Raw genomic sequence first — 21922 nt, 5'->3', positions numbered from 1 at the left:
CTCTTAATGCTTTGAATTAGGCGTTTCGACGCGGTCGAGAAACAGCGTGGCGGCGAGCAGGTCGGCAGCGCCGCCCGGCGAGGCGTTGAGCGCCAGCATCTGGCGATCTAACTTCGCCAGCGCCAGCTGGCCCGCGGGCGTGGCACATCCTCCGGCGTTCAGCACGGCACGGGCGCCGTCCTGCATGGCGTCCAGCCCCTCCATTCCGGCGCGCGACAGCACGCAGGTGTCGGTGAGCGTGGTCATGATCGCCATCAGCGCGTCGAGACGGGCCTGCGCTTCGCTGCTGCCGTTCAGGCGGCTGAGGCGAAGCTGCGGCAGCGCGCGCTGCATCACGTGAGGAAACGCCTGCTGAGCCTCTTCTCTCGCGCCCGGCACGCGGTAGCGGTGCGTGGCGCGCAGCCCTTTGCTGAACACTTTCGGCGCTGCGTCGTCCGGCAGGGTTGCCAGCCGGGCGGCGGCGTTCGCGACGGCCCGTGCAGACGCGTCCCCGCCCAGCATGGCGACCGCACTCACCAGCAGCCCCAGCGCCCAAATTGCGCCGCGGTGGGTGTTGACCCCCTCGGTGGCGGCCATCATCTGCCGTTCACCTTCGCGGCCAAGGCGGCCCACGGTTTGCCTGAGGGCAATATCCGCCGGACGCTGCCAGCTCTGCTGCGCCAGCGCCTGAAACGTAGGGGTCAGGCTGTGCGCGGAGCGCTCCATCAGCGCGAGCGATAAATCGTGGTGCGCGCCGCTCCCCCGGCTGTCCACCAGACCGGGTTTCGGGCTCAGTCGCGCTTCGTCAATCAGACACTGCGTGGCGGTTCGCGCCAGCCATTCGGCACCGCCTTCAACCTGGATCTGGGGCAGAAGTTTCATTACCAGCTCCGGAATTTCGCAGGTGGGTTGTACAGGCCGCCGGACCACTCAACGAGGTCAGACACGCTGCCCGCCGCCAGCAGCGAGCGGGTGGCGTCGGTGCGGCGAATGCCCATATCTTCCGGGTAGACCACCTTGCCGCTCTGGCGCAGTTCCGCCACGCGTTTGGCGTCAACGCCGAGGCCGATATCGGTGATGCCGGCCACGGCAGCTACCATGGCGCGGCGCTCTTCCATGTCTTTGGCGCGGTAGAGGTAGGCAATCCCCTCTTCCGTCAGCACGTGGGTGACGTCATCGCCGTAGATCATGACCGGTGCCAGCGGCATGCCGGAAGCTTTTGCCACGTCCACCGCATCGAGTTTTTCCACGAAGGTTGGCTTCACGCCCGCCTGGAAGGTTTCGACCATCTGCACGACCAGCTTTTTACCGCGCTGCATCGGATCGGGCTCGGTGATCATGTTCAGCCAGGCCGGTGTGGCGTGGCGACGACCGTGCGGATCGTGGCCCATGTTTGGCGCGCCGCCGAAGCCGGAAAGACGGCCGCGGGTCACGGTTGAGGAGTTGGCGTAGCCGTCCACCTGGAGCGTTGAACCAATGAACATATCCACCGCGTACTGGCCTGCCAGCTGGCAGAAGGCGCGGTTGGAGCGCATGGAGCCGTCGGCACCGGTAAAGAAGACGTCAGGACGGGCGCGGATGTACTCTTCCATCCCCAGCTCGCCGCCGAAGCAGTGCACGCTTTCGACCCAGCCGCTTTCAATCGCCGGGATTAGCGTTGGGTGCGGGTTCAGGGTCCAGTGCTTACAGATTTTGCCCTTCAGGCCGAGCTGTTCACCGTAGGTCGGCAGCAGCAGCTCAATCGCCGCGGTGTTAAAGCCAATCCCGTGGTTCAGGGACTGCACCTGGTGCTCCGCGTAGATGCCCTTAATCGCCATCATCGCCATCAGGATATGTTCCTGCTTGATCAGGCGCGGGTCGCGGGTAAACAGCGGTTCGATGAAGAACGGCTTGTCGGCCACCACCACGTAGTCAATCCACGAGCCCGGAATGTCGACGCGCGGCAGGTCGCACTCGTCGTCCACCAGCTCGTTCACCTGTGCGATGACGATCCCGTCGTGGAACGCGGCGGCTTCCACCAGCGCTGGCGTATCTTCGGTGCTCGCGCCGGTGTAGAGGTTACCTTTGCGGTCGGCCTTAAAGCCGGCAATCAGCGCCACGTTCGGCGAGAGGTCGACGTACAGGCGGGAGTAAAGTTCGATGTAGGTGTGGATCGCGCCGATTTCGAGCTGGCCATCTTCCAGAAGCTGCGAGATACGCAGGCTCTGCGTGCCGGAGAAGGAGAAGTCCAGCTTGCGGGCGATGCCCTTCTCGAAGATATCCAGATGCTCGCTGCGGCCCACGCTTGGCATGATCATATGCAGGTCGTGGACGATTTGCGGGTTCACTTCAGCAAGCGAGCGGGAAAGGAAATCCGCCTGCTTCTGGTTGTTGCCTTCCAGCACAACCTTGTCGCCCGGTGCGATCAGTTTTTCCAGCATGGCGACCAGATCGCCCGTTGGCAGTACCTTGCCCTGCACCGGCACGGAGGCCAGACGACGCGCTTTCTCGGTGCGTCGAGTGTTCCACTGCCGGGTAGGTGTTTGCCCAGATAACATTATTAACCTCCTGATTCAGCACATCATTCTGATTTGCTTAACGTTGAGTAAAGTGTGCGCGCTGGTGAGAAAGGCATCAATTAAGCGTAGAGCGGATTCATTAGCCTGAGAGTAATAATCACGGTAAAGATTTGTGATCGGGATCAGTTCATGTTGCGGAAAACCAGGCTAATCGGGGTACAATTCGGAAGGTATCGTAAATAACTGACAACAATTAACATCGCCGTTATGACCCAAATAATCCCGTCCGACTTCGAGATCGCAGGCGAAGAGAGCGCCGAGTTCGTGCCCATGCGCGGCGCGGCAAACCCGCACCTGCAAACCATGCTGCCGCGTCTGATCCGCCGCAGGCTTCAGTTCACGCCGCACTGGCAGCGCCTGGATTTGCCGGACGGCGACTTCGTGGACCTCGCCTGGAGCGAAGATCCCGAGCAGGCCCGCCACAAGCCGCGGCTGGTGGTGTTTCACGGTCTGGAGGGCAGCCTGCACAGTCCGTACGCGCACGGCTTAATCCAGGCGGCGAAGGCGCGCGGCTGGCTCGGCGTGGTGATGCACTTCCGCGGATGCAGCGGCGAGCCGAACCGCCAGAAGCGCATCTACCATTCGGGTGAAACCGAAGACGGCACGTGGTTTTTAACGTGGCTGCGGAACAGCTTCGGCAGCGTGCCGACGGCGGCGGTCGGCTACTCGCTCGGCGGAAACATGCTGGCCTGCCTGCTGGCGAAAGAAAAAGACGCGGTTCCGCTGGATGCCGCCGTCATCGTCTCCGCGCCGTTTATGCTCGAGCAGTGCAGCTACCATATGGAAAAAGGCTTTTCCCGGGTCTACCAGCGCTACCTGCTCAACCTGCTGAAGGCCAACGCCGCGCGCAAGCTCAAGGCCTATCCGGATACGCTGCCCGTCAGCCTGCAGCAGCTCAAGCGGGTAAAACGCCTGCGCGAGTTCGACGATCTGATTACCTCGAAGATCCACGGCTTCGCCGACGCGATTGACTACTACCGCCAGTGCAGCGCGATGCCGCTGCTGAACCAGATCACTAAACCGACGCTGATCGTCCACGCGAAGGACGATCCGTTCATGGATCATCACTCGATTCCGGCTCCCGAGCATTTACCGGCGAACGTGCAGTACCAGCTCACCGAGTACGGCGGGCACGTCGGCTTCGTCGGCGGCACGCTGCGCCGTCCGAAAATGTGGCTGGAGACGCGCATCCCCGACTGGCTCACGACTTATCTGGAAGGTGCTAAATGATTATTCCCTGGCAGGATCTGTCTCCCGAAACGCTCGATAATCTGATTGAAAGCTTTGTATTACGCGAAGGCACCGATTATGGTGAACAGGAGCGTTCGCTTGAACAAAAGGTCGACGATGTGAAGCGCCAGCTGAAAAGCGGCGACGTGGTGCTGGTGTGGTCAGAACTGCATGAAACGGTCAATATCATGCCCCGCAACGCGTTTCACGGCTGATCTTTACACCTTTCCAGTCAGGGAGTTGCTATGTCTGCCAGACATCCGGTTATTGCCGTAACGGGTTCGAGTGGTGCGGGCACCACCACCACCAGCCTCGCCTTTCGCAAGATCTTCGCCCAGCTAAACCTGCGGGCGGCAGAGGTTGAGGGCGACAGCTTTCACCGCTACACGCGCCCCGAAATGGACATGGCGATCCGCAAGGCGCGCGACATGGGCAAGCACATCAGCTATTTCGGCCCGGACGCGAACGACTTCGGCCTGCTGGAGCAGACCTTTATCGAATACGGCCAGACCGGCAGAGGGCAGTCGCGCAAGTACCTGCACACCTATGACGAAGCCGTGCCCTGGAACCAGGTTCCGGGCACCTTCACCCCCTGGCAGCCGCTGCCGGAGCCAACCGACGTGCTGTTTTACGAAGGGCTGCACGGCGGCGTGGTCACCCCGCAGCACGACGTGGCGCGCCACGTTGACCTGCTGGTCGGCGTGGTGCCTATCGTCAACCTGGAGTGGATCCAGAAGCTCACCCGCGACATCAGCGAGCGCGGGCATTCGCGCGAGGCGGTGATGGACTCCGTGGTGCGCTCCATGGAAGATTACATTAACTACCTGACGCCGCAGTTCTCGCGCACCCACATCAACTTCCAGCGCGTGCCGACGGTGGACACCTCCAACCCGTTCGCGGCGAAAAGCATCCCCTCGCTGGACGAAAGCTTTGTGGTGATTCATTTCCGCAATCTGGAAGGGATTGATTATCCGTGGCTGCTGGCGATGCTGCAGGGCTCTTTCATTTCCCACATGAATACGTTGGTGGTGCCGGGCGGGAAAATGGGGCTGGCGATGGAGTTAATCATGACGCCGCTGGTACAGCGGCTGATGGAAGGGAAGCAGATCGCGTAGTTGTTGCCCGGTGGCGCTGCGCTTACCGAGCCTACGGTCGTGCTTTTGTAGGGCGGGTCAGCGAAGCGCCACCCGCCAAAAAATCACGCCGCGATCACTTCATACGAATGGGTAATATTCACCGCTTTCTCCAGCATGAGCGCCACTGAACAGTATTTCTCCGCAGAAAGGTCTACTGCCCGCGATACCGCCGCATCTTTTAGCTCTTTACCGGTGACGATAAAGTGCAGGTTGATGTGCGTGAACAGCCGCGGCGCCTCTTCACGACGCTCCGACGTCAGCTTAACCTCGCAGTTGGTCACGTCCTGACGGCCTTTCTGCAGGATAGACACCACGTCAATCGCGCTGCATCCGCCTGCCGCCATCAGCACCATCTCCATCGGGCTTGGCGCTTTATCGCCGGAGTTGCCGTCCATCAAAATCTGGTGGCCGGAAGCGGACTCGCCCAGGAAGGTTAACCCTTCAACCCATTTCACACGCGCTTGCATAATGATTAACTCCAACGTTGCATTTTTGGTGACAGATTACGCGTGCGTTACATTTCTCGCAACGGAAGGCGACCTGCATCATGCTGAAGCGAGACACCAGGAGACACGCGGCAAAAGCTATGCTAAAACACTCGGGATGCTACAGTAATACATTGACGTTACACATGTATGCAGAGGACATCAAACTTTACTGGCTGCGACACATTAGACGGCCGACTTCCCAGGTATGGGTAAGAATTCGATTGCAAACCCAGAGTCAGGATGCAACGTATGGCTCTGGAGACAGCTTATAACAGAGGATAACAGCGCATGGTGCTTGGCAAACCGCAAACAGACCCAACTCTCGAATGGTTCTTGTCTCATTGCCACATTCATAAGTACCCATCGAAGAGCACGCTGATTCACCAGGGTGAAAAAGCGGAAACGTTGTATTACATCGTTAAAGGCTCGGTGGCAGTGCTGATCAAAGATGAAGAAGGGAAAGAGATGATCCTTTCTTATCTGAACCAGGGCGATTTCATCGGTGAACTGGGCCTGTTTGAAGAAGGCCAGGAACGTAGCGCCTGGGTTCGTGCAAAGACAGCATGTGAAGTGGCTGAAATTTCTTACAAGAAGTTCCGTCAGCTGATCCAGGTTAACCCGGACATCCTGATGCGTCTTTCTTCCCAGATGGCGCGCCGTCTGCAGGTTACGTCGGAGAAAGTGGGTAACCTCGCCTTCCTGGACGTTACCGGCCGTATCGCGCAGACCCTGCTGAACCTGGCGAAACAGCCGGACGCGATGACCCACCCTGACGGCATGCAAATTAAAATTACCCGTCAGGAGATTGGTCAGATCGTCGGTTGCTCCCGCGAAACGGTGGGCCGCATCCTGAAAATGCTGGAAGATCAGAACCTGATCTCTGCGCACGGTAAAACCATTGTGGTTTACGGAACCCGTTAATTCCGGTCAAACGGCGTGCCACCGCAGGGTGTCACGCCGTTTTTGTCTCTATTCCCCATGTGGCGCAGGCTGATCTATCACCCGGAAGTTAACTACGCACTGCGACAAACGCTGGTGTTGTGCCTGCCCGTGGCCGTTGGCCTCATTCTTGGACATCTCCAGCAGGGGCTGCTGTTTTCCCTGGTGCCCGCCTGCTGCAACATTGCCGGGCTGGACACGCCGCACAAGCGCTTTTTCAAACGACTTATAATTGGCGGCTGCCTGTTTGCTGGCTGTAGCCTCGCCGTTCAGCTGCTGCTGGCGCGCGATATTCCGCTGCCGCTGATTTTAACCGTGCTGGCGATGACGCTCGGCGTCACCGCGGAAATCAGTTCCCTGCACGCGCGCCTGCTGCCCGCCTCGCTGATCGCCGCCATCTTCACCCTGAGCCTTGCGGGCAATATGCCGGTGTGGGAGCCGCTGCTGATCTACGCCCTCGGCACGCTGTGGTACGGCGTGTTCAACTGGTTTTGGTTCTGGCTGTGGCGGGAACAGCCGCTGCGCGAATCCCTGAGCCTGCTCTACGTGCAGCTGGCCGACTACTGCGAAGCCAAATACACCCTGCTCACGCAGCATACCGACCCGGAAAAATCCCTGCCGCCGCTGCTGACCCGCCAGCAGAAGGTGGTGGATCTCATCAGCCAGTGCTACCAGCAGCTGCACATGCTCGCCGCCAATAAAAACCACGAGTACAAGCGGCTGCTGCGCATCTTCCAGGTGGGGCTGGACCTGCAGGAGCACATCTCCGTCAGCCTGCACCATCCGCAGGAGGTGCAGAAGCTGGTCGAGCGCAGCCACGCGGAAGCGGTGATCCGCTGGAACGCGCAGACGGTTTCGGCGCGCCTGCGCGTGCTGGCCGACGACATTTTGTATCACCGCTTTCCCACGCGCTTCAGCATGGAAAAACAGCTCGGCGCGCTGGAGAAAATTGCCCGCCAGCACCCCGATAACCCGGTTGGCCAGTTCGCGGCATGGCACTTCAGCCGCATCGCCCGCGTTCTGCGCACGCATCGCCCGCTCTATCCGCGCGACCTGATGGCCGACAAGCAGAAGCGCCTGCCGCTGCTGCCTGCCCTGAAAAGCTATCTGTCGCTCAAGTCCGCCGCCCTGCGCAACGCCGCGCGCATCAGCGTGATGCTGAGCATCGCCAGCCTGATGGGCATGGCGCTGCACCTGCCGAAGCCGTACTGGATCCTCATGACCGTGCTGTTTGTTACCCAAAACGGCTACGGAGCGACGCGCGTGCGCATTCTGCACCGGGCGGGCGGCACGATGGCGGGGCTAATTATTGCGGGCGTGACGCTGCACTTCCACGTGCCGGAAGGGTATACGCTGGCGGGAATGCTGGTGGTGACGCTGGTGAGCTACCTGATTATCCGTAAAAACTACGGCTGGGCGATGGTCGGCTTTACGGTGACCGCGGTATATACCCTGCAATTGCTCACGCTCAACGGCGAACAGTTTATCGTCGCCAGGCTGGTTGATACGCTGATTGGCTGCCTGATCGCCTTCGGCGGCATGGTCTGGCTGTGGCCGCAGTGGCAGAGCGGGCTGCTGCGCCAGAACGCCCACGACGCGCTCGAAGCCGACCAGGAGGCCATCCGCTTAATCCTGAGCAACGATCCGCAGCCTTCGCCGCTGGCGTATCAGCGCATGCGGGTCAACCAGGCGCACAACGCCCTGTTTAACTCCCTTAACCAGGCGATGCTGGAGCCGGGCTTTAATTCGCATTATCTGGCGGATATGAAGCTGTGGGTGACGCACAGCCAGTTTATCGTTGAGCATATCAACGCCATGACCACGCTGGCGCGCGAGCACACGATGCTGACGCCGGATCTGGCGCAGCGCTATTTGCAGTCGTGTGAAATCGCCCTGCAGCGCTGTCAGCAGCGGCTGGAGTATGACGCGCCGGGCGAGTCGGGGGATTCGAACATTCTGGAAGCGCCGGAGACGCTCACCCACGGGCCGATGAGCACCCTCGAGCAGCATTTACAGCGCGTGCTCGGGCATTTAAACACCATGCACACCATTTCGTCGGTGGCATGGCGCCAGCGCCCGCATCACGGGATTTGGTTAACGCGCATTCTGAAACGCACGCCGTATTGAGCGTGTCGCGTGAGATTATCCCCGAACGATTTTCCCGACCGCTGCGGCAAACCGAACTAACCCGTCTTCAATATCCTTCTCTTCCACCACCAGCGACGGCGCGAAGCGCATCACGTCCGGCCCGGCGTTGAGCACCATCACCCCTTCCTGGGCGGCGGCGTGCAGGAAGTCGCGCGCGCGGCCCTTGTACTGCGGCTTCAGCTCGGCGCCGATCAGCAGCCCCATCCCGCGGATCTCGCTGAACACGTCGTACTGCGCGTCAATCTGCTGAAGGTGCTTCACAAACTGCTCGCGCTTCGCGCTTACGCCGCTCAGCACCTCCGGCGTGTTGATGATATCGAACGCCGCGCCCGCCACGGCGCAGGCCAGCGGATTACCGCCGTAGGTGGAGCCGTGGGAACCGACGTGAAACGCGGAGGCAATCTCCTGAGTGGTGAGCACCGCGCTCACCGGGAACCCGCCGCCGAGCGCCTTGGCGCTGGTCAGAATGTCCGGCGTCACGCCGTAGTGCATATAGGCGAAGAGATCGCCGGTACGCCCCATGCCGCACTGCACCTCGTCAAACACCAGCAGCGCCTTGTGCTCGTCGCACAGCGCGCGCAGCCCTTTGAGGAACTCCGGCGTGGCTGCCGTCACGCCGCCTTCGCCCTGAATCGGCTCGATCACGACCGCGCAGGTGTGATCGTCCATCACCGCCTTCACCGCGTGCAGATCGTTAAACGGCACGTGGATGATGTCGGCCGGTTTCGGGCCAAAGCCGTCGGAATATTTCGGCTGGCCGCCAACGGACACGGTGAACAGCGAGCGGCCGTGGAAGGCGTTATGGAAGGCGATAATCTTGGTTTTGTAGGGGCTGTGGCGGGTAGAGGCGTAGTAACGCGCCAGCTTGAAGGCGGTTTCGTTGGCCTCGGTGCCGGAGTTCATAAACAGCACGCGCTCGGCGAAGGTGGCCTCGATGATCTTGCGCCCCAGGCGCAGCGCAGGTTCGTTGGTAAAGACGTTGCTGGTGTGCCACAGGGTTTCGCCCTGGGTTTTCAGCGCCTCCACCAGCGCAGGATGGCAATGGCCCAGCGCCGTCACCGCAATGCCGCCCGCGAAATCCACATACTCTTTGCCCTGCTGATCCCACACGCGGCTGCCTTTTCCCTTCACCGGGATAAACTCGGCCGGTGCATAAACCGGCAGGATCACTTCGTCGAATGTTGCGCGGGTAATTGCGGATTGTTCAGTTGCCATGTCATGCCCATCCATTTTATGTCACAGAGATTGTGAAAATATAATCAAAAATATGCATAAAAAATCACAACAAGGCAATAGATATTCAGCGATTGAGGAAATTCGCCAGCAGCTGGTGCCCCTGCTCGCTGAGAATGCTTTCCGGGTGGAATTGAACGCCTTCGAGATCCCATTCCCGATGGCGAATGCCCATGATCTCCTGAGTTTCGCTCCAGGCGGTCACCTCGAAGCAGGCGGGCAGCGTCGGCGGGTCAATGACCAGAGAATGGTAGCGCGTCACGGTCAGCGGGTTATTTAACCCCGCAAAGACGCCCGCGCCCGTATGGGTAATTGGTGAGGTTTTACCGTGCATCACTTTCGCGGCGCGGACGATGGTGGCACCGAAAACCTGCGCAATGGCCTGGTGGCCCAGGCAAACGCCCAGAATCGGCAGCCTGCCCGCGTAGTGGCGAATAGCGTCCAGCGAAACGCCCGACTCTGACGGCGTACACGGCCCCGGCGAAATGACGATTTTCTGCGGGGCCAGCACGTCGATATCGGCGAGCGCGATCTCGTCATTGCGGCGCACCGCCACCTCGGCGCCGAGTTCGCAAAAATACTGGTAAAGGTTCCAGGTGAAGGAATCGTAGTTATCAATCAGCAGGATCATGGCGGCTCCAGAAAAAAAGGCCGCCCTATTCTACTCAGTTTCCCGCGCGTCGCTCACTACTTTGGCAAAGATGGCGTTCAGATCGGTCAGGTCTCCCGTGGCGCCGCTGCGGTTCGCCGCGACCCACCGTTCGGGATCGATACCCCGCCAGTCCAGCGCGTAGCCCGCGTGGATCGCCAGCTGCTCAAAGAAGACGCGCTGGGCGATGCCGTTGCCGCTGATGAACGGGTGAAGCATGTTGATTTCGCAGTAGTAGTGGCTAATTTTCTCAACAAACGCGTCTTTATCCAGGCCAACCAGATACTTGTCGGCTTCCAGATCGGCCATCAGCTCGTTTCCCATCTTCTCGATGTATTCGAAATGGCAGAAGGGAATGTCGCCCTTGATGATGTCGTCGGTGCGGAACTCGCCAGCCCGCTTCGTCTCTTTGCGGTACAGATGGCGGTGGATGAGGCACAGTTGGGGCAGGCCGGGCGCGGCGGGCCCAAGCTCAAGCGTCTCAATCTCGGGTTCTGAAGGACCATTGCCTTTTTCAAGGAGACAACTGGCCTGAAAATTAACGCTGCGCTGCTGGTCCCAGAGACGGGATTTTTGCCTGTCGGTGAGTTTTTTCACTAATGCCTCCCTGAAGATTTCCGTTTGCCACAATTATAAGCAGCAAAACGCGCTTTCGCAGGGAGGGGGATGACGCGGGCAGGACGTTGCCCGCGTTAAGGGAGATTACGGCAGGACTTTTGCAGAAAGGATAACCACCGGTTTGGACGGCACGTTCTGGTACGGACCGACGTCGTGCGTCTGAACCTGGGAGATTTTGTCCGCCACGTCCATGCCCTTCACGATTTTACCGAACACGGCGTAGCCGAAGTCGCGCTGGCCGTGGTCGAGGAAGGCGTTATCCGCCACGTTGAGGAAGAACTGGCTGGTCGCGCTGTCTTTATCCGCGGTGCGCGCCATAGAGATGGTGCCGCGCTTGTTCAGCAGGCCGTTATCCGCTTCGTTTTTGATCGGCGGGTTAGGCTGCTTTTGCTGCATTTGTTCATTAAAACCGCCGCCCTGCACCATAAAGCCTGGGATCACGCGGTGAAACGTGGTGCCGTTATAGAAACCGCTGTTCACGTAATCGAGGAAGTTTTTCACTGATACAGGAGCTTTCTGGCTATTCAGTTCCAGCTCAATGTTCCCGGCGGAGGTCGTCAGCAGGACGTGAGGGTCTCCTTTTGCTGCCAGCGCAGCAGGGGAAACGGCAGAAAGAGCAAGCACAGCTGCAACAGCCGCCAGCGTTGATTTGAGCATGAGAATTCCTTAACAAAGCGCAGTGTATAAAGCGAATGGCTTGATTCTAAAGAGCAGTATGGACCGAGGCCAGACTTTTACCTAATTTTACGAAATTGAAACAGTTGTAACGACGCAAACGTTTGGTTTTCGCGCCAGTTTGCGTGATCAGGATCACATAAAAAACTGCAATCGATCGTAAATTTCTCTGAAAAGGTGGGAATGGATCACTTTCAAGACTAGAATTTGCCCGCTCTCAGCGCCCTCCGGCGCTTTTCTTTTTTCAACAGGCCAGACATGACTAACAGCAATCGCATCAAGCTCACATGGATCAGCTTCTTCTCCTACGCCCTGACCGGCGCGTTGGTGATCGTCACCGGGATGGTGATGGGAAATATCGCAGACTACTTCCAGCTGCCCGTTTCCAGCATGAGTAACACCTTCACCTTCCTCAACGCGGGGATCCTGATCTCCATTTTCCTGAACGCCTGGCTGATGGAAATCGTGCCGCTGAAAACCCAGCTGCGCTTCGGCTTTGTGCTGATGGTCGCCGCCGTGGCGGGCCTGATGCTGAGCCACAGCATCGCCCTGTTCTCCGCCGCCATGTTCGTGCTTGGCCTGGTGAGCGGGATCACCATGTCGATCGGGACGTTCCTCATTACCCACATGTATGAGGGCCGCCAGCGCGGCGCGCGCCTGCTGTTTACCGACTCCTTCTTCAGCATGGCCGGGATGATTTTCCCGATGGTCGCCGCCGTTCTGCTGGCGCGCAGCATCGAGTGGTACTGGGTGTATGCCTGCATCGGCCTGGTCTACGTGGCGATCTTTATCCTGACCTTCGGCTGCGAGTTCCCGGTGCTGGGTAAAAAGGCGCAGACCGCGGCGGAACCCGTAGCGAAAGAAAAATGGGGCATCGGCGTGCTGTTCCTCTCCATCGCCGCCCTGTGCTACATCCTCGGCCAGCTGGGCTTTATCTCCTGGGTGCCGGAATACGCGAAAGGGCTGGGCATGAGCCTGAACGACGCGGGCAAGCTGGTGAGCGACTTCTGGATGTCTTACATGTTCGGCATGTGGGCGTTTAGCTTCATCCTGCGCTTCTTCGACCTGCAGCGCATTCTGACCGTGCTGGCAGGCCTGGCGACCGTGCTGATGTACCTGTTCATCAACGGTTCCCCGGAGCATATGCCGTGGTTCATCCTGACCCTGGGCTTCTTCTCCAGCGCGATTTACACCTCGATCATCACCCTGGGCTCGCTGCAGACCAAAGTGGCCTCGCCGAAGCTGGTGAACTTCGTGCTGACCTGCGGCACCATCGGTACGATGCTGACCTTCGTGGTGACCGGCCCGATCGTGGCCCACAGCGGCCCGCTGGCGGCGCTGCACACCGCTAACGGCCTGTACGCCGTGGTGTTTGTGATGTGCTTCGTGCTGGGCTTCGTGACCCGACACCGCCAGCACAATACGCCAGCGGCGTAACGCCTATCCCTACGCCCCTTTGCGCTCTGCGAAGGGGCTGTTTTTGGTTAAGAACAGCTCTTCTCCCCCGCTGTCCATCTGGATCCACGTCTGCGCAAGCTGCGTCGTGGCAATCACCCTGCCCTGACGAATCGACCAGCGCACCGGCACCTGGCAGCGCACCGCCTCAAAGCCGCTCTCAGCGGGCAGGATAATCAGGTTCGCCGGGTTCCCCGTCTCAATGCCGTAATCGCGCAGGCCAAAGGTTCGCGCGCTGTTGTGGGTAATGAGGTTCAGGCCGCTGTCGATTTGGGAATATCCCATCATCTGGCAAACATGCAGCCCCATGTGCAGCACCTGCAGCATGTTGCCCGTACCGAGCGGATACCATGGGTCGAAGACGTCGTCGTGGCCAAAGCAGACGTTGATTCCCGCTTCCAGCAGCTCCTTCACGCGGGTGATCCCGCGGCGCTTCGGATAGTCGTCAAAACGCCCCTGCAGGTGAATGTTCACCAGCGGATTGGCCACAAAGTTGATGCCCGACATCTTCAGCAGGCGGAACAGCCGCGAGGTATACGCGCCGTTGTAGGAGTGCATGGCGGTGGTGTGGCTAGCCGTCACGCGATCGCCGATCCCTGCCTCGTAGGCCAGCGTCGCCACCGTCTCCACAAAGCGGGACTGCTCGTCGTCGATTTCATCGCAGTGGATATCCAGCGGGCGATCGTATTTCTTCGCCAGTTCGAAGGCGATGTGCAGCGACTGCACGCCGTACTCGCGGGTAAATTCAAAGTGCGGAATGGCGCCCACCACGTCTGCGCCAAGGCGTAGCGCCTCTTCCAGCAGGGCGGCGCCGTTCGGGTAAGAGAGAATGCCCTCCTGCGGGAACGCGACGATTTGCAGCGTGACCCACGGGGCGACCTCCTGCTTCACCTCCAGCATCGCCTTCAGGGCGGTGAGCGACGGGTCGGAAACGTCGACGTGGGTGCGCACAAACTGAATGCCGTTAGCGATTTGCCACTTCAGCGTTTTCCACGCGCGCGCCTTAACGTCCTCGTGGCTGAGCAGCGCCTTGCGCTCCGCCCAGCGCTCAATGCCTTCGAACAGCGTGCCGGACTGGTTCCAGCTCGGCTCGCCCGCCGTCTGGGTGGTATCCAGGTGAATATGCGGCTCGATAAACGGAGGTATGGCCAGGCCGCCGCGCCCGTTTAACACCTCATAACTTTCGTCGTGGGTCGCATCCATCGGCGTAATGTCGCCGAAAAGACCGTTCTCAATGGCGATTTGCCACAGCCCTTCACGACCCGGTAAACGAACATTCTGAACAAGCCAAAGCGGTGACGTTGACATACCTCTCCCCCGAAAAACGCGGCTGAAATTTAGGAGTACAACACTTTACGGAATTGTACCCATTTTTGTACATAAAACCGACGACCGTGAAAAGCCTGCGATTTCCATAACTTATAAAAAACCTGACAAATCAGGCATCTACCACCTAGGGGGTAGGTTAAGGCGTATTTGATTTGCATCAATAAGCGCCCCTGCTGAATCGTTAAGGTAGGCGGTAATAGAAAAGAAATCGAGGCAAAAATGAGCAAAGTCAGACTCGCTATCATCGGTAACGGCATGGTCGGTCACCGCTTTATTGAGGATCTTCTCGATAAAGCCGACGCCGCCCAGTTCGATATTACCGTGTTCTGTGAAGAACCCCGCAAGGCGTACGACCGCGTGCACCTCTCTTCCTACTTCTCCCATCATACCGCCGAAGAGCTCTCTTTGGTGCGCGAAGGTTTTTACGAGAAGCACGGCGTGAAGGTGCTGGTGGGCGAGCGCGCGATCACCATTAACCGTCAGGAAAAGGTGATCCACTCCAGCGCCGGACGCACGGTTTTTTACGACAAGCTGATCATGGCGACGGGCTCCTACCCGTGGATCCCGCCGATCAAAGGGTCTGAAACGCAGGATTGCTTCGTTTACCGCACCATTGAAGATCTGAACGCCATTGAATCCTGCGCCCGCCGCAGCAAGCGCGGCGCGGTGGTCGGCGGCGGCCTGCTCGGTCTGGAAGCCGCTGGCGCGCTGAAAAACCTCGGCGTTGAAACTCACGTCATCGAATTTGCCCCGATGCTGATGGCCGAGCAGCTTGACCACATGGGCGGCGACCAGCTGCGCCGCAAGATTGAAAGCATGGGCGTGAAGGTTCACACCAGCAAGAACACCAAAGAGATCGTGCAGGAAGGCACCGAGGCGCGTAAAACCATGCGCTTTGCCGACGGCAGCGATCTGGACGTGGACTTCATCGTCTTCTCCACCGGCATTCGCCCGCGCGACAAGCTGGCGACCCAGTGCGGCCTGGCCGTCGCCCAGCGCGGCGGCATCATGATCAACGATTCCTGCCAGACCTCAGACCCGGACATCTACGCTATCGGCGAATGCGCCAGCTGGAACAACCGCGTTTATGGCCTGGTCGCGCCGGGCTACAAAATGGCGCAGGTCGCCGTTGACCATATCCTCGGCAGCGAAAACGCCTTCGAAGGCGCGGACATGAGCGCCAAGCTGAAGCTGCTGGGCGTAGACGTTGGCGGCATCGGCGATGCGCACGGCCGCACGCCGGGCGCGCGCAGCTACGTCTACCTCGACGAAAGCAAAGAAGTCTATAAGCGCCTGATTGTCAGCCAGGACAACAAGACCCTGCTCGGTGCGGTGCTGGTGGGAGATACCAGCGACTACGGCAACCTGCTGCAGCTGGTGCTGAACGCCATCGAGCTGCCGGAAAACCCGGACGCGCTGATCCTTCCGGCTCACGCCTCCAGCGGCAAGCCGTCCATCGGCGTTGATAAGCTGCCGGACAGCGCGCAGATTTGTTCCTGCTTCGACGTCACCAAAGGCATGCTGGTTGCGGCCATCAACAAGGGCTGCCACACCGTGGCGGCGCTGAAGGCCGAAACCAAAGCCGGTACCGGCTGCGGCGGCTGTATTCCGCTGGTCACTCAGGTGCTCAACGCCGAGCTGGCGAAGCAGGGCATCGAGGTGAACAACAACCTGTGCGAGCACTTTGCCTATTCTCGCCAGGAGCTGTACCACCTGATCCGCGTGGAAGGCATTAAGTCCTTCGACGAACTGCTGGAAAAACACGGCCAGGGCTACGGCTGCGAAGTGTGTAAACCGACCGTCGGCTCCCTGCTGGCCTCCTGCTGGAACGAATACGTTCTGAAGCCGGAACATACCCCGCTGCAGGACACCAACGATAACTTCCTGGCCAACATCCAGAAAGACGGCACTTACTCCGTGATCCCACGCTCCGCCGGTGGGGAAATCACCCCGGAAGGGCTAGTGGCAGTGGGCCGCATCGCCCGCGAATTTAACCTGTACACCAAAATCACCGGCTCTCAGCGCATCGGCCTGTTTGGCGCGCAGAAAGACGACCTGCCGGAAATCTGGCGTCAGCTGATTGAAGCGGGCTTTGAAACCGGCCACGCGTACGCCAAAGCGCTGCGCATGGCGAAAACCTGCGTGGGCAGCACCTGGTGCCGCTACGGCGTGGGCGACAGCGTGGGCTTCGGCGTTGAGCTGGAAAACCGCTACAAAGGCATCCGCACCCCGCACAAAATGAAGTTCGGCGTTTCCGGCTGTACCCGTGAATGTGCTGAGGCGCAGGGTAAAGACGTGGGCATCATCGCCACCGAGAAGGGCTGGAACCTGTACGTCTGCGGTAACGGCGGGATGAAACCCCGCCACGCGGACCTGCTGGCAGCGGATATCGACCGCGAGACGCTGATCGCCTACCTCGACCGCTTCATGATGTTCTACATCCGCACCGCCGACAAGCTGACCCGCACCGCGCCGTGGTTAGATAACCTCGAAGGCGGCATCGATTATCTGAAATCGGTCATTATCGACGATAAGCTTGGCCTGAACGCGCATCTGGAAGAAGAGATGTCTCGCCTGCGCGAAGCGGTGATTTGCGAGTGGACGGAAACGGTCAACACGCCGTCCTCCCAGGTTCGCTTCAAGCACTTTATCAACAGCATCCAGCGCGATCCGAACGTGCAGGTCGTTCCTGAGCGTGAACAGCACCGTCCGGCAACGCCTTATGAACGCATTCCGGTGACCCTGGTGGAGGAAAACGCATGAGCCAGTGGCTAGATATCTGCAGCATTAACGACATTCTGCCCGCAACCGGCGTGTGCGCGCTGCTGGGCCAGGAACAGGTGGCCATCTTCCGCCCGCGCCGCGACGAGCAGGTTTTTGCCATCAGCAACATCGACCCGTTCTTCGACGCCAGCGTGCTGTCACGCGGGATTATCGCTGAACATCAGGGTGACCTGTGGGTCGCCAGCCCGTTGAAAAAGCAGCGTTTCCGCTTAACCGACGGGCACTGTATGGAAGATGAAAGCCATTCCGTGAAGCACTACGACGTGCGCGTCAAAGACGGTATGGTTCAGCTGAAAGGCTAAATAGACGGGGGCGCAATGCCCCCGTATTGCTGTTGGCACGATGCTGCTATGCTACACCCCAAAGCGAAGCACCCGACTTCGCGCTTCATCGCAACGACGCTGGCGAAAGCCCATTCTTGAGAGGTAATGTCGTGGATCACCTGCCCATATTCTGTCAATTACGCAACCGCGACTGCCTGCTCGTCGGCGGTGGCGATGTCGCTGAACGCAAAGCGCGCCTGCTGTTAGAGGCCGGTGCGCGCCTCACGGTTAACGCCCTCGCCTTTGCACCGCAGTTCGACGTGTGGGCGCAGGAGGGAATGCTGACGCTGGTTCAGGGGGAGTTTGATGAATCCCTGCTGGAGACCTGCTGGCTGACCATTGCCGCAACCGACGATGACGCCGTTAACCAGCGCGTCAGCGAGGCCTGCGAAGCGCGCCGCATCTTCTGCAACGTGGTGGATGCGCCGAAAGAGGCGAGCTTCATCATGCCGTCGATTATCGACCGTTCTCCGCTGATGGTGGCCGTCTCGTCCGGCGGAACGTCACCGGTGCTGGCCCGCCTGCTGCGCGAAAAGCTGGAGTCGATACTGCCTCAGCATCTTGGCCAGGTGGCGCGCTACGCGGGCCAGCTGCGCTCCCGGGTGAAGAAAACCTTCGCAACCGTGGGCGAGCGCCGTCGCTTCTGGGAGAAGTTCTTCGTCAACGATCGCCTGGCGCAGTCGCTGGCCAATCAGGACGCGAAAGCCGTAGAAGAGACGACCGAGCGGTTACTCTCCGAGCCGCTGGACCATCGCGGTGAGGTGGTGCTGGTCGGCGCCGGGCCGGGCGATGCCGGGCTTCTGACGCTCAAAGGGCTACAGCAGATCCAGCAGGCGGACATCGTGGTTTATGACCGCCTGGTGTCCGACGACATCATGAATCTGGTCCGCCGCGACGCCGACCGCGTGTTTGTCGGCAAACGCGCGGGCTATCACTGCGTGCCGCAGGAAGAGATTAATCAGATCCTGCTGCGCGAAGCGCAGAAGGGCAAGCGCGTGGTGCGCCTGAAGGGCGGCGATCCGTTTATCTTTGGCCGCGGCGGCGAAGAGCTGGAAACGCTGTGCAATGCGGGCATTCCGTTCTCCGTGGTGCCGGGCATTACGGCGGCATCGGGCTGCTCGGCCTACTCCGGCATTCCGTTAACCCATCGCGATTACGCGCAAAGCGTGCGCCTGGTGACGGGCCACCTGAAAACCGGCAGCGAGCTGGACTGGCATAATCTGGCGGCCGAAAAGCAGACGCTGGTGTTCTATATGGGGCTGAACCAGGCCACAACGATCCAGGCGAAGCTGCTGGAGCACGGTATGGAAGCGGATATGCCGGTCGCGCTGGTGGAAAATGGCACGGCCATTAAGCAGCGCGTGGTGGATGGCGTACTGACTCAGCTAGGCGACCTGGCGCAGCAGGTGGAAAGCCCGGCGCTGATTATCGTGGGCCGCGTGGTGGAACTGCGCGAGAAGCTGAACTGGTTTTCACATCACTGACGCATACTCTCCCCTCTTCGAGTAGTCCTTAACCGGACTACTCCCCTGTTACTGCTGTCGATAACATACCGCCTGCGAAATGGAACCTTTCCATTTTTTCCCCTCGTGTTAAATACATTATCGATTTGAGTACAAGGAATTAGTATGTTCAAACTGGCAAAAGCCGCCGTTCTGGTGGGCGTCTTAACAACCCTGACCGCCTGCACCGGCCACGTTGAAAACACCAAAAATAACTGCAGCTATGACTACCTGCTGCACCCGGCGATCTCCATTTCTAAGATCATCGGTGGCTGCGGCCCGGCGGCTCAGCAGTAAGCGATTTTCAGGCGTAAAAAAACCGGGATTTCCCGGTTTTTTTGTTTGGGCTGTTTTTGTCGGGTGGCGGCTTCGCCTTACCCGACCTACTCGATCCCGTAGGCCGGGTAAGCGTCAGCGCCACCCGGCAAGCAGACTCAAGGTTTGGCCACAAACCCAATCGCTTCGTACACCGCTTTCAGGGTTTCTGACGCGCGTGCGCTCGCTTTTTCCGCGCCGTCTTTCATTACCTTCTGCAGGAAAGCTTCGTCGTTGCGGAAACGGTTGTAGCGCTCCTGCAGCTCGACCAGCATGCCGGAAACGGCTTCCGCCACTTCGCCCTTCAGGTGGCCATACATCTTGCCTTCGAAGTGCTGCTCCAGCTCAGAAATGCTCTGACCGGTCACGCCGGAAAGGATATCCAGCAGGTTGGACACGCCCGCTTTCTCTTTCACATCGTAGCGAACGACAGGCGGCTCTTCAGAGTCTGTCACCGCACGTTTGATCTTCTTCACCACCGACTTCGGATCTTCCAGCAGGCCGATAACGTTGTTGCGGTTATCGTCAGACTTGGACATCTTCTTGGTCGGCTCCAGCAGCGACATCACGCGCGCGCCGGATTTCGGAATGAACGGCTCGGGCACTTTGAACACGTCGCCGTAAATGGCGTTAAAGCGCTGGGCTATATCGCGGCTCAGCTCCAGGTGCTGCTTCTGGTCTTCGCCAACGGGAACCTGATTCGTTTGATACAGCAGAATATCGGCAGCCATCAGCACCGGATAGTCGAACAGACCGGCGTTGATGTTCTCGGCATAGCGGGCCGATTTGTCCTTAAACTGCGTCATGCGGCTCAGCTCGCCGAAGTAGGTGTAGCAGTTCAGCGCCCAGCCCAGCTGCGCGTGCTCCGGCACGTGAGACTGCACGAAAATCGTGCTCTTTTCAGGATCGATACCGCACGCCAGGTAGAGCGCCAGGGTATCCAGCGTCGCTTTACGCAGCTGCTGCGGGTCCTGACGAACCGTGATGGCGTGCTGGTCAACGATGCAGTAGATGCAGTGGTAGTCGTCCTGCATGTTTACCCACTGACGCAACGCACCCATGTAGTTACCAATGGTCAATTCACCCGACGGCTGTGCGCCACTAAAAACGATGGGCTTAGTCATTTTTCAATTCCTGCTGTTCACTTTGCGAGAGCCCGAGCGCGGGCAATAAATCTTTGAAGCGATCGAACACAACGTCCGGCTCACTCAGCGTAATAGCCTCACCGTAGTTGTAGCCATAGGTTAAGCCAACGGAAGGACAGCCTGCCGCTTTAGCAGCCAGAATATCATTGCGGGAATCCCCCACAAAGAGCAGCTCCGCAGGCGTTAAGGATAATTTTCCTGCCACCAGCAGAAGCGGTTCCGGATGCGGCTTTTTGTTCTGCACGTCATCACCGCCAACAATCACGGTGAAATAGTGGGCGATATCCAGCGCGCCCAGCAGCGGCGCGACAAACGGCGTCGGCTTATTGGTCACCAGGCCCAGCGGAATGCCGCTGGCGTGCAGCGCGCTCAGCGTGTCGACCACGTCCGGGAACAGGAAGCTCCCCTCTTCGACCGTCTCTTCGTAGAAACGATCGAATAATTTGCGCAGAACGCGCAGCTGTTCGTCCTGAGGGATATCCGCGTGGTCAACGCTCGGTTTACCCTGCGCTGAACGCTGAGACGCGCGCTCCTGGCGAGCCCAGGTCAGGGCGCGCTCCATCAGTACGTCCGCACCGTTGCCAATCCACGTCACGACGCGTTCTTCACCCGCAACGGGCAGCTCAAGCGCGTACAGCGCCTGGTCTACGGCGCTCGTTAAGCCCGGCGCGCTGTCCACCAGCGTGCCGTCGAGGTCAAAAGCGACGCCGCGTATTTTTTGCAATTTATCCATGACTTACCTTCGCCAGCTCCTGGCGCATTTCATCAATCACTTTTTTGTAATCTGGCTGATCGAAGATGGCCGAGCCTGCAACGAACATATCCGCGCCCGCTGCGGCAATCTCACCGATGTTATTGACCTTCACCCCGCCGTCCACTTCCAGACGAATGTCGTAGCCGGACTCATCGATACGGCGACGCACTTCACGCAGCTTATCCAGCGTGTGCGGAATGAACGACTGACCGCCAAAACCCGGGTTAACGGACATCAGCAGGATCACGTCCAGCTTGTCCATCACGTGGTCCAGGTAGGTCAGCGGCGTGGCCGGGTTAAAGACCAGGCCCGCCTTGCAGCCGTTTTCTTTAATCAGCTGAAGGGTGCGGTCCACGTGTTCGGACGCTTCCGGGTGGAAGGTAATGATGCTGGCCCCCGCGGCGGCAAAGTCCGGCACGATGCGATCGACCGGCTTCACCATCAGGTGCACGTCAATCGGCGCGGTGATGCCGTAGCTGCGCAGCGCCTTGAGCACCATCGGGCCGATGGTCAGATTGGGAACGTAGTGGTTATCCATAACGTCGAAATGGACGACATCCGCGCCAGCCGCGAGGGCGTTGGCGGTGTCCTCACCCAGGCGGGCAAAATCGGCCGACAGAATTGAGGGAGCAATCAAAAACTGTTTCATCCGCATCTCCTTG

General features: G+C 59.4%; 21 protein-coding genes. 10 read left to right on the top strand and 11 right to left on the bottom strand.

From position 1 onward, the window contains the following. Positions 1 to 3: 3 nt before the first annotated feature. Positions 4 to 861, bottom strand: coding sequence for a triphosphoribosyl-dephospho-CoA synthase (locus AB8804_RS18385; protein ID WP_371188743.1), 858 nt, complete (start codon positions 859 to 861; stop codon positions 4 to 6). Then, positions 861 to 2516: a malonate decarboxylase subunit alpha gene (mdcA, locus tag AB8804_RS18380; RefSeq protein WP_112011747.1), complete on the bottom strand. Its 1656-nt coding sequence runs from the start codon at positions 2514 to 2516 to the stop codon at positions 861 to 863. The genes AB8804_RS18385 and mdcA overlap by 1 nt, the downstream gene beginning before the upstream one ends. A 228-nt stretch (positions 2517 to 2744) precedes the next feature. Here mdcA and AB8804_RS18375 point away from each other — a divergent pair, with 228 nt between their 5' ends. From AB8804_RS18375 to AB8804_RS18365, 3 genes are read left to right on the top strand one after another with little or no spacing between them, the layout of a single operon-like run. Continuing rightward, positions 2745 to 3767, top strand: a complete 1023-nt coding sequence (locus AB8804_RS18375; RefSeq protein ID WP_371188740.1) for a hydrolase — start codon at positions 2745 to 2747, stop codon at positions 3765 to 3767. Beyond that, positions 3764 to 3982 (top strand): YheU family protein, encoded by a 219-nt coding sequence (locus AB8804_RS18370; RefSeq protein WP_112011749.1) that lies wholly within the window; start codon positions 3764 to 3766, stop codon positions 3980 to 3982. The genes AB8804_RS18375 and AB8804_RS18370 overlap by 4 nt, the downstream gene beginning before the upstream one ends. Before the next feature lie 30 nt (positions 3983 to 4012). After that, entirely contained in the window at positions 4013 to 4882 is an 870-nt protein-coding gene (locus tag AB8804_RS18365) for a phosphoribulokinase (protein WP_371188737.1), read from the top strand. Positions 4883 to 4965: 83 nt separating this feature from the next. Here the strand turns inward: AB8804_RS18365 and AB8804_RS18360 are convergent, their stop codons facing one another. Continuing rightward, on the bottom strand, positions 4966 to 5370 hold the full coding sequence (locus tag AB8804_RS18360; RefSeq protein WP_371188735.1) for an OsmC family protein: 405 nt from the start codon (positions 5368 to 5370) through the stop codon (positions 4966 to 4968). A gap of 309 nt (positions 5371 to 5679) precedes the next feature. On the opposite strand from AB8804_RS18360, the gene crp reads away from it, so the two are divergent. Together crp and AB8804_RS18350 are read left to right on the top strand one after the other, a co-directional pair. Further along, positions 5680 to 6312, top strand: coding sequence for a cAMP-activated global transcriptional regulator CRP (gene crp / locus AB8804_RS18355; protein WP_000242758.1), 633 nt, complete (start codon positions 5680 to 5682; stop codon positions 6310 to 6312). A gap of 57 nt (positions 6313 to 6369) precedes the next feature. Continuing rightward, positions 6370 to 8457 carry a YccS/YhfK family putative transporter gene (locus AB8804_RS18350; RefSeq protein ID WP_371188771.1) on the top strand — a complete coding sequence of 696 codons (2088 nt, stop codon included), beginning with the start codon at positions 6370 to 6372 and terminating at the stop codon, positions 8455 to 8457. A gap of 15 nt (positions 8458 to 8472) precedes the next feature. On the opposite strand, the gene AB8804_RS18345 is transcribed toward AB8804_RS18350, so the two are convergent. The 4 genes from AB8804_RS18345 to ppiA form a co-directional block, all read right to left on the bottom strand. Beyond that, positions 8473 to 9693 (bottom strand): aspartate aminotransferase family protein, encoded by a 1221-nt coding sequence (locus AB8804_RS18345; RefSeq protein ID WP_371188714.1) that lies wholly within the window; start codon positions 9691 to 9693, stop codon positions 8473 to 8475. An 85-nt stretch (positions 9694 to 9778) separates the two neighbouring features. Then, positions 9779 to 10342: an aminodeoxychorismate synthase component 2 gene (pabA, locus tag AB8804_RS18340; RefSeq protein ID WP_371188712.1), complete on the bottom strand. Its 564-nt coding sequence runs from the start codon at positions 10340 to 10342 to the stop codon at positions 9779 to 9781. Positions 10343 to 10372: 30 nt separating this feature from the next. Then, entirely contained in the window at positions 10373 to 10957 is a 585-nt protein-coding gene (locus AB8804_RS18335; protein WP_371188710.1) for a putative adenosine monophosphate-protein transferase Fic, read from the bottom strand. Positions 10958 to 11062: 105 nt separating this feature from the next. Then, positions 11063 to 11635, bottom strand: coding sequence for a peptidylprolyl isomerase A (gene ppiA / locus AB8804_RS18330; RefSeq protein ID WP_371188708.1), 573 nt, complete (start codon positions 11633 to 11635; stop codon positions 11063 to 11065). Positions 11636 to 11911: 276 nt separating this feature from the next. On the opposite strand from ppiA, the gene tsgA reads away from it, so the two are divergent. Next, the gene (gene tsgA, locus AB8804_RS18325) at positions 11912 to 13090 is read left to right on the top strand and encodes an MFS transporter TsgA (RefSeq protein ID WP_371188706.1); all 1179 of its coding nucleotides are present in this window, start codon (positions 11912 to 11914) and stop codon (positions 13088 to 13090) included. Positions 13091 to 13099: 9 nt separating this feature from the next. Here tsgA and AB8804_RS18320 read toward each other — a convergent pair whose 3' ends face one another. Next, the gene (locus AB8804_RS18320) at positions 13100 to 14416 is read right to left on the bottom strand and encodes a cytosine deaminase (RefSeq protein WP_371188704.1); all 1317 of its coding nucleotides are present in this window, start codon (positions 14414 to 14416) and stop codon (positions 13100 to 13102) included. A gap of 240 nt (positions 14417 to 14656) precedes the next feature. Here AB8804_RS18320 and nirB point away from each other — a divergent pair, with 240 nt between their 5' ends. The 4 genes from nirB to AB8804_RS18300 all read left to right on the top strand — a co-directional run bounded on the left by nirB (position 14657) and on the right by AB8804_RS18300 (position 19343). Beyond that, positions 14657 to 17200, top strand: a complete 2544-nt coding sequence (nirB, locus tag AB8804_RS18315) for an NADPH-nitrite reductase large subunit (protein ID WP_371188702.1) — start codon at positions 14657 to 14659, stop codon at positions 17198 to 17200. Then, positions 17197 to 17523: a nitrite reductase small subunit NirD gene (gene nirD, locus AB8804_RS18310; RefSeq protein WP_371188700.1), complete on the top strand. Its 327-nt coding sequence runs from the start codon at positions 17197 to 17199 to the stop codon at positions 17521 to 17523. Before nirB ends, nirD begins: the two co-directional genes overlap by 4 nt. 131 nt (positions 17524 to 17654) lie before the next feature. Beyond that, the gene (cysG, locus tag AB8804_RS18305) at positions 17655 to 19028 is read left to right on the top strand and encodes a siroheme synthase CysG (protein WP_371188698.1); all 1374 of its coding nucleotides are present in this window, start codon (positions 17655 to 17657) and stop codon (positions 19026 to 19028) included. Between the two features lie 144 nt (positions 19029 to 19172). Continuing rightward, positions 19173 to 19343, top strand: a complete 171-nt coding sequence (locus tag AB8804_RS18300; protein ID WP_371188696.1) for a YhfL family protein — start codon at positions 19173 to 19175, stop codon at positions 19341 to 19343. Between the two features lie 137 nt (positions 19344 to 19480). On the opposite strand, the gene trpS is transcribed toward AB8804_RS18300, so the two are convergent. The 3 genes from trpS to rpe are packed head-to-tail and all read right to left on the bottom strand — an operon-like array spanning position 19481 to position 21909. Continuing rightward, positions 19481 to 20485: a tryptophan--tRNA ligase gene (gene trpS / locus AB8804_RS18295; protein WP_371188694.1), complete on the bottom strand. Its 1005-nt coding sequence runs from the start codon at positions 20483 to 20485 to the stop codon at positions 19481 to 19483. Further along, a complete protein-coding gene (gene gph, locus AB8804_RS18290; protein ID WP_371188692.1) occupies positions 20478 to 21239 on the bottom strand; it encodes a phosphoglycolate phosphatase in 762 nt (253 codons plus the stop codon). The genes trpS and gph overlap by 8 nt, the downstream gene beginning before the upstream one ends. Continuing rightward, positions 21232 to 21909 carry a ribulose-phosphate 3-epimerase gene (gene rpe / locus AB8804_RS18285; protein WP_371188690.1) on the bottom strand — a complete coding sequence of 226 codons (678 nt, stop codon included), beginning with the start codon at positions 21907 to 21909 and terminating at the stop codon, positions 21232 to 21234. Before rpe ends, gph begins: the two co-directional genes overlap by 8 nt. Positions 21910 to 21922: the final 13 nt, after the last annotated feature.

Origin of the sequence: Enterobacter sp. KBR-315C3_2022, assembly GCF_041399425.1 — a bacterium.
Classification (GTDB): Bacteria; Pseudomonadota; Gammaproteobacteria; order Enterobacterales; family Enterobacteriaceae; genus Enterobacter.
Note: the sequence above shows the minus strand (reverse complement) of the source record. Positions and strands in the feature narration are given on the sequence as shown.

Bases quoted from the DNA above. Each gene is read 5' to 3' on its own strand.
- AB8804_RS18385 (WP_371188743.1), bottom strand. From the start codon at position 861: ATGAAACTTCTGCCCCAGATCCAGGTTGAAGGCGGTGCCGAATGGCTG.
- mdcA (WP_112011747.1), bottom strand. From the start codon at position 2,516: ATGTTATCTGGGCAAACACCTACCCGGCAGTGGAACACTCGACGCACC.
- AB8804_RS18375 (WP_371188740.1), top strand. From the start codon at position 2,745: ATGACCCAAATAATCCCGTCCGACTTCGAGATCGCAGGCGAAGAGAGC.
- AB8804_RS18370 (WP_112011749.1), top strand. From the start codon at position 3,764: ATGATTATTCCCTGGCAGGATCTGTCTCCCGAAACGCTCGATAATCTG.
- AB8804_RS18365 (WP_371188737.1), top strand. From the start codon at position 4,013: ATGTCTGCCAGACATCCGGTTATTGCCGTAACGGGTTCGAGTGGTGCG.
- AB8804_RS18360 (WP_371188735.1), bottom strand. From the start codon at position 5,370: ATGCAAGCGCGTGTGAAATGGGTTGAAGGGTTAACCTTCCTGGGCGAG.
- crp (WP_000242758.1), top strand. From the start codon at position 5,680: ATGGTGCTTGGCAAACCGCAAACAGACCCAACTCTCGAATGGTTCTTG.
- AB8804_RS18350 (WP_371188771.1), top strand. From the start codon at position 6,370: ATGTGGCGCAGGCTGATCTATCACCCGGAAGTTAACTACGCACTGCGA.
- AB8804_RS18345 (WP_371188714.1), bottom strand. From the start codon at position 9,693: ATGGCAACTGAACAATCCGCAATTACCCGCGCAACATTCGACGAAGTG.
- pabA (WP_371188712.1), bottom strand. From the start codon at position 10,342: ATGATCCTGCTGATTGATAACTACGATTCCTTCACCTGGAACCTTTAC.
- ppiA (WP_371188708.1), bottom strand. From the start codon at position 11,635: ATGCTCAAATCAACGCTGGCGGCTGTTGCAGCTGTGCTTGCTCTTTCT.
- tsgA (WP_371188706.1), top strand. From the start codon at position 11,912: ATGACTAACAGCAATCGCATCAAGCTCACATGGATCAGCTTCTTCTCC.
- AB8804_RS18320 (WP_371188704.1), bottom strand. From the start codon at position 14,416: ATGTCAACGTCACCGCTTTGGCTTGTTCAGAATGTTCGTTTACCGGGT.
- nirB (WP_371188702.1), top strand. From the start codon at position 14,657: ATGAGCAAAGTCAGACTCGCTATCATCGGTAACGGCATGGTCGGTCAC.
- nirD (WP_371188700.1), top strand. From the start codon at position 17,197: ATGAGCCAGTGGCTAGATATCTGCAGCATTAACGACATTCTGCCCGCA.
- AB8804_RS18300 (WP_371188696.1), top strand. From the start codon at position 19,173: ATGTTCAAACTGGCAAAAGCCGCCGTTCTGGTGGGCGTCTTAACAACC.
- trpS (WP_371188694.1), bottom strand. From the start codon at position 20,485: ATGACTAAGCCCATCGTTTTTAGTGGCGCACAGCCGTCGGGTGAATTG.
- gph (WP_371188692.1), bottom strand. From the start codon at position 21,239: ATGGATAAATTGCAAAAAATACGCGGCGTCGCTTTTGACCTCGACGGC.
- rpe (WP_371188690.1), bottom strand. From the start codon at position 21,909: ATGAAACAGTTTTTGATTGCTCCCTCAATTCTGTCGGCCGATTTTGCC.